Genomic DNA, 6,411 nt, shown 5'->3' with positions numbered 1-6,411 from the left:
GGGGTGGGCGGCCTCGGGATCGGTGGTGGCGCTGGTTAGTTGCGTCGTTCCGATCGCCGGGGCGGGTTGTGGCCGGAGAGTCGAGCCGGTGTGCCGCCGGGGACGGCGGTAGGACACGGCAGGGACCACTTGGCCTGGCTGCGATCACGTTGCGACACGGCATACTCCTTCCGGCTTCACTCGGGCTGACCTGATGCCGAGAAGACTAGGGGCAGCCCGCCGTGGCCGCAATGGATATTGAGCCGGCGGTCAGCCGCGCGGCGCGTCCTCCCGGTCGGCGGCGACCCGGTCGAGGTGCGCGGCGAGTTCGTCGGTGAGCAGCAGGTCAGTACGGATCTGGTCGTGCGGGTAGGCGGCCCGGCCGACCATGTGCGCGGCCACCGGCGCGGTGGCGAGCTGGAAGGCACCGACCAGCACCAGCGTGGTGATGTCCACCCCGGTACGCAGCCGAAGGCCGCAGCCGACCAGGACCAGCAGCAGGCCGAGCACCTGCGGCTTGGCCGCGGCGTGCATCCGGGTGAGCAGGTCGGGGAAGCGCACCAGGGCCACCCCGGCGGCGAGGCTGAGCAGCGCGCCGGTGATCAGGCAGACGGCGGCGGCGATGTCGAGCACGGCGTCCAGGCTCATTTGGTGTTTCTCCGGGTGGCGAAGCGGGCGACGCTGACCGACCCGACGAACCCGAGGATCGCGAGGACCACCAGCACCGGCAGGGCGGTGGCGTCGCGGCTGTACGCGGCCTCGGTGGCGATCGCGGCGACGATGATGGCCAGCAGCACATCGGTGGCGACGGCCCGGTCCAGGATCGACGGGCCGCGGATGATGCGGGTCAGGGTGAACCCACCGGCTGCGGCGAGCAGCACGGTGACGGTCACGGCGACGGCGGTCATGTCGGCGCTCCTTCCAGGTCGGCCGGTGGATAGGCGCCCTCGCGGACGCGACGCTGTTCGTCGGCGGAGCCGATGGCAGCGATGATCCGGGCCTCCAGTTCCAGCACGCCACGCCGGAACTGTTCGACCTCGGCCAGGCTGTCCACGTTGATGACGTGGATGAACAGGGTGCCGGTGCTGCGGTCGGCCTCCAGGATCAGGCTGCCCGGCACCAGGGACAGCGCCTCGGCGGTGAGGGTGAGGTTGAGGTCCGTGTTCACCCGCAGCTGGACCGCGATGATGGCGCTGCGCGGGGTGTGCCCGACCCGCAGGGCCAGCCAGGCGATCTGGGCGGAGGCGACCACGAGATCGAGCAGGAACCGCAACGCGAAGCGCAGCAACGGCAGCGGGTGGATCCGACCCGCGAACGTCACCGGGGGCAGCGGGAAGACCGCCAGCAGCACGGCGGCCACCACCAGCCCACTGATCACGTTGGCCCAGGAGAGGGTGCCCCACAGCAGCACCCAGACGACGACCAGGCAGGTCACCGCGACGATCCGGTTGCGGCGTCGGGCCGTCCGGGTCAGTGGTGGGTTCGGCGGGTCGGTCGGCGGGGCCGGGGTCATCGGGTCGGGGCTCACGGCGTCCCCCCAGGGAAGACGGCTTCGACGTACGGTGTCCGGCGCAGCAGGTCGTTGGCGGCGTCGGTGCTGAGGTCGAACAGCGGGCCGGCCACCAGGGTCAGCACCAGCCCGAACGCGACCAGGGCGACGGTCGGCGCGATCATCATCTTGGGCATGACGGCACCCGTCTGCCCGACCGTGACGACCTGGTGCGGCTGTTCCGCACCGTCGGTGCGGGCCGCCGTGGCCGAACCGACGACGGCCGGCATGTCCGGGTGCGGTGCCCGCCAGAAGGCGAGGTTCCACACCCGGGCGATGGCGTACAGGGTGAGCAGGCTGGTGAGCAGCCCGCCGGCGACCAGGATCCAGGCCAGTACGCCGCCGTTGTCGATGCCCGCCTGGACGAGGCCGAGCTTGCCGAGGAACCCAGAGAACGGCGGGATCCCGGCGAGGTTCAGCGCGGGCACGAAGAACAGCACGGCCAGCAGCGGCGACAGTCTCGCCAGGCCGCCGAGGCGGTCCATCGCGGTGCTGCCGCCCCGGCGTTCGACCAGGCCGGCGGCGAGGAACAGGGTGGTCTGGATGGTGATGTGGTGCACCACGTAGAAGATCGCCGCGGACAGGCCGAGCGCCGTGGTGAGCCCGACGCCGAAGAGCATGTAGCCGATATGGCTGATCAGGGTGAACGACAGCAACCGCTTGATGTCCGACTGCGCGACCGCGCCGAGGATGCCGACCACCATGGTCAGCACCGCCGTCACCAGCAGCAGGGTGGCCGTTCGTCCGCCCGGGAACAGCAACGTCTCGGTCCGGATGATCGCGTACACGCCGACCTTGGTGAGCAGGCCGGCGAAGACGGCGGTGACCGGGGCCGGGGCGGTCGGGTAGCTGTCCGGTAGCCAGGCCGACAGCGGGAAGACCGCCGCCTTGATGCCGAAGGCCAGCAGCAGCATGCCCTGCAGCACCAGCCGGACGTCGTCCGGTAGGGCGTCCAGCCGGTCGACGAGCTGGGCGAGGTTGAGCGTGCCGGTCGCGGCGTACACCAGACCGATGGCGACCAGGAAGATCACCGACGAGAGCAGGCTGACCACGACGTACGTGGTGCCGGCCCGGATCCGGGTCTCGGTGCTGCCCAGGGTCAGCAGCACGTAGCTGGCGACCAGCAGGATCTCGAAGCCGACGTAGAGGTTGAACAGGTCGCCGGAGAGGAACGCGTTACACACGCCGGCGGTCAGCACCAGATAGGTGGGGTGGTAGACCGACAGCGGCGTCTCCTCGTTGCCGTCGGCCATGCCCTGCCCGATGGAGTAGACCAGCACGCAGAGGGTGACCGCGGCCGAGACCACCAGCATCAGCGCGGCGAGTTGGTCGGCCACCAGCACGATGCCGATCGGGGCGGCCCAGCCGCCGACCTCCACCACCAGCGGACCGTTCAGGCTGGACTGCACCAGCAGCATCGCGGCGACCGCGACGGTGGCGGTGAGCACGGTCAGGCTGACCCATCGCTGGGCGCGCGGGCGGCCGAGCAGCAGCAGCGTCAACGCCGCGCCGATCAGCGGCATCACCACCGGCAGCGGAACGAGGTACGTCATCCAGCCCTCCCCGCGTCCGCCGTGGCGGCCAGCGACCGCTCGTTGTCGGTCTGTGCGTCGTCGTCATCGTCATCGTCGCCGTCGCCGGAGTCGGCGCCGTCCGGGCCCTCGTCGCGCTCCGCGAGAGCCATGATCCGGCGGTCCTCGACGTCGTCCTGCACCTCGTCGTGCCCGTTGAGGTGCCAGCTGCGGTAGGCCAGGGCGAGCAGGAACGCGGTCATGCCGAGGGTGATGACGATGGCGGTGAGGATCATCGCCTGCGGCAGCGGGTCGCTCATCTCCTCCTGCGGGGTGTTGCCCACGATCGGCGCACCGCCGGCCCGCCCGCCGGTGAGCAGCAGCAGGTTGGCGCCGTTGCCAAGCAGGATGACGCCCATCAGCACCCGGGTGAGGCTGCGTTCCAGCAGCAACGTGACGCCGGCGGCGACGAGCACGCCGACCACGATGACGTAGGTGAGGTTGGGTGTCACACCAGCTCCTTTTCCCGTACCTCGTCGTCCTCGGTCTCGTGCTGGCGGTCCATCTCGGCGCCGAGGCTTCGCAGGATGTCCAGCACCAGGCCGACGACGATCAGGTAGACGCCGACGTCGAAGAAGGCCGACGTGACGAAGTGGATGTGCCCCAGCACCGGCAGGTGGAAGTCGAGCAGGGCGCTCTGCAGGAACTCGCCGCCGAGCAGCATCGCGGCCACCCCCGTGCCGACGGCGACGAAGAGCCCGGCCCCGAGCACCACGCCGGCGTCGACCGGTGCGGCGCCGTTGAGTTCGGTACGCCCGCCGGCCAGGTAGCGCACGGCCAGGGCGAGACCGGCGACCAGACCCGCGGCGAACCCGCCACCGGGGGCGTTGTGCCCGCTGAACAGCAGGTAGATCGAGAACAGCACGATGACGTGGAACAGCAGCCGGGTGACGACCTGGAGGATGACCGACTGGGCCCGGGCGGTGGCGCCGGTGGTCAGCCAGCGTGGCCGGGTGGACTCCGCGCGGCCACCGCCGGGGATGTCGCCCCGCCGGTCGAGGTCGCGGGCGTGACGGAAGATCAGGCTGGCCACGCCGGTGGCGGCCACCACAAGCACCGCGATCTCGCCCATGGTGTCCCAGGCCCGGATGTCGACCAGGGTCACGTTGACCACGTTCTTGCCGCCGCCGTACGAGACGGCTTCGTCGGGGAAGCCGACCGAGATCGGGATGGCCTGCCGGGCGCCCGCCGCGACGTACGCCATGCCGGCGGTGACCGCGCCGACGGCGACGCCGATGGCGACCCGACCACGGCGGCTGGATCGGATCGGCCGCTCCGAGAACTTCGCCGGCAGGCGGCGCAGCACCAGCACGAACATCACGATCGTGACGGTCTCCACCAGGAACTGGGTCAGCGCCAGGTCGGGCGCGCCGTGCAGGACGAACATCAGCGCGATGCCGTAGCCGGCGACGCCCACCAGGATCATCGCGGTGAGCCGGCGCAGCGCGCGGGCGGCCATCACAGCGGCGACGACGACCACCGCGGCGGCGACCCCCTGCAACGGCGTGTCCCAGAGGTGGAACCGCTGCGGCCAGGGGCTGCCGGCCAGCAGGGCACCGCCCGGCATCAGCACCAGCACCACCAGGATGACGCCGAGGTAGAACGGCAGCGAACCACGCTGGGTCGCGCCGGTCAGCTCCACCGCCAGCCGGTCGACGCCACCGATGGACTTCTTGTAGACGCTGGCGCCGTCGAACGGCAGCCGCAGGGTGGCCCGTACGCGCTCGCGGCGCAGCAGGTGGAACAGTCCGGCACCGCCGGCCACGGCCAGCACCGACAGGCCCAGCGCCGGCGTGAGCCCGTGCCACAACGCCAAGTGGTAGCCCGGCTCGGCGGAGTCGTAGAGATCGGCGTACGGGGCGAGCAGGCGGTCCACCGCCGGGGCGAGGAGACCGACCGCGGTACCGGCCAGCGCCAACACGGCCGCCGGGGCGAGGAAGGGCCAGGAGACCGCCCGGACCGTGGTGGTGGGCGGATCCGGCGTGTCGGGCGTGCCGACCTTGTCGGCGAAGGCGCCCCAGAGGAACCGCAGCGTGTAGGCGACGGTCAGCACCGAGCCGAGCAGCACGCCGGCCAGCACCACCAGGTCGGCACCGCCGCCGTGCAGGAGCGCCTCGACGGCCGCCTCCTTCGCGACGAACCCGGCCATCGGCGGCAGGCCGGCCATCGACGCCGCGGCGAGCCCGGCCACCACCGCCAGCGCCGGTGCCCGACGCCCGAGGCCGTTGAGTTCGCGCAGGTCGCGGGTGCCGGTGGCGTGGTCGACGATGCCGACCACGAGGAACAGGGTGGCCTTGAACAGCGCGTGGGCCAGCACCATGGCCACGCCGGCCAGCGCGGCGTCGCGGCTGCCGGCACCGAGGATCACCATCAGCAGGCCGAGCTGGCTGACCGTGCCGTAGGCGAGCAGCAGCTTGAGATCGATCTGGCGCAGCGCGGCCCACCCGCCGAAGAACATGGTGATCAGGCCGGTGGCCAGCAGCACGGGCCGCCACGGCGCGGTGCCGGCCACGGCGGGGCCCATCAGGGCGACCAGGAACACGCCGGCCTTCACCATCGCCGCGGCGTGCAGGTAGGCGCTGACCGGCGTCGGTGCCGCCATCGCCCCCGGCAGCCAGAAGCTGAACGGGAAGATCGCCGACTTGCTCAGCGCGCCCAGCAGGATCAGCAGCACGGCGACCGCGAGGTAGCCGCCGCCGGGCAGGTTCCCGGCGATCTCGGACCAGCGGTAGGTGCCGGCGTGCTGGCCGAGCATGACGAACCCGGCCAGCATCGCCAGGCCGCCCAGCGTGGTCACCAGCAGCGCCTGCATCGCCGCCCGCCGGCTGGCCCGCTTCGCCGGGTCGCTGCCGATCAGCAGGTAGGAGAAGACGGTGGTGAGTTCCCAGAACACGTACAGCAGCAGCAGGTCGTCGGAGACGACCAGGCCGAGCATCGCTCCGGCGAAGGCGACGAACACGGCGGCGAACCGCCCGAGCCCTGGGTCGTCGGAGCGGAAGTAGCGGGCACTGTAGGCCAGCACCAGCGCGCCGACGCCGCCGACCAGGACGACCATCAACCAGGACAGGGTGCCCATCCGCAGGGCGAGTTCCAGGCCGAGTTGCGGTACCCAGGGCACCGTCTCGACCACCGGGTCGCCGGAGCGGACCCCGCTGGCCTGTGTCAGGGCCCACACCAGTGTCGCGCCGGGCGCCAGTGCCACCAGGTAGAGGGCGTGCCGTCCCCAGAGTCGCACCAGCGCCGGGGCGATCACGGCTGTCAGCGCATGGACCGCCACCAGTACCAGCACACACCCTCCCCAAAGATCATCCG

Annotated in this window: 6 protein-coding genes; all 6 read right to left on the bottom strand. The window is 71.6% G+C overall.

Annotation, left to right across the window (positions count from 1 at the left end; genetic code table 11):
• Nucleotides 1-249: 249 nt before the first annotated feature.
• From mnhG to C1I95_RS13245, 6 genes are read right to left on the bottom strand one after another with little or no spacing between them, the layout of a single operon-like run.
• Nucleotides 250-627, bottom strand: coding sequence for a monovalent cation/H(+) antiporter subunit G (gene mnhG / locus C1I95_RS13270; RefSeq protein WP_111214117.1), 378 nt, complete (start codon nucleotides 625-627; stop codon nucleotides 250-252).
• Nucleotides 624-887 (bottom strand): monovalent cation/H+ antiporter complex subunit F, encoded by a 264-nt coding sequence (locus C1I95_RS13265; protein WP_111214116.1) that lies wholly within the window; start codon nucleotides 885-887, stop codon nucleotides 624-626. The genes mnhG and C1I95_RS13265 overlap by 4 nt, the downstream gene beginning before the upstream one ends.
• Entirely contained in the window at nucleotides 884-1,492 is a 609-nt protein-coding gene (locus tag C1I95_RS13260; RefSeq protein ID WP_111214122.1) for a Na+/H+ antiporter subunit E, read from the bottom strand. The genes C1I95_RS13265 and C1I95_RS13260 overlap by 4 nt, the downstream gene beginning before the upstream one ends.
• An 11-nt stretch (nucleotides 1,493-1,503) precedes the next feature.
• Entirely contained in the window at nucleotides 1,504-3,081 is a 1,578-nt protein-coding gene (locus C1I95_RS13255) for a Na+/H+ antiporter subunit D (protein WP_111214115.1), read from the bottom strand.
• On the bottom strand, nucleotides 3,078-3,551 hold the full coding sequence (locus C1I95_RS13250) for a Na(+)/H(+) antiporter subunit C (protein ID WP_111214114.1): 474 nt from the start codon (nucleotides 3,549-3,551) through the stop codon (nucleotides 3,078-3,080). Before C1I95_RS13250 ends, C1I95_RS13255 begins: the two co-directional genes overlap by 4 nt.
• On the bottom strand, nucleotides 3,548-6,388 hold the full coding sequence (locus tag C1I95_RS13245) for a Na+/H+ antiporter subunit A (protein WP_111214113.1): 2,841 nt from the start codon (nucleotides 6,386-6,388) through the stop codon (nucleotides 3,548-3,550). The genes C1I95_RS13250 and C1I95_RS13245 overlap by 4 nt, the downstream gene beginning before the upstream one ends.
• Between the last annotated feature and the right edge of the window lie 23 nt (nucleotides 6,389-6,411).

It is taken from the genome of Micromonospora craterilacus, assembly GCF_003236315.1.
In the GTDB taxonomy this organism is placed as follows: Bacteria; Actinomycetota; Actinomycetes; order Mycobacteriales; family Micromonosporaceae; genus Micromonospora; species Micromonospora craterilacus.
Note: the sequence above shows the minus strand (reverse complement) of the source record. Positions and strands in the feature narration are given on the sequence as shown.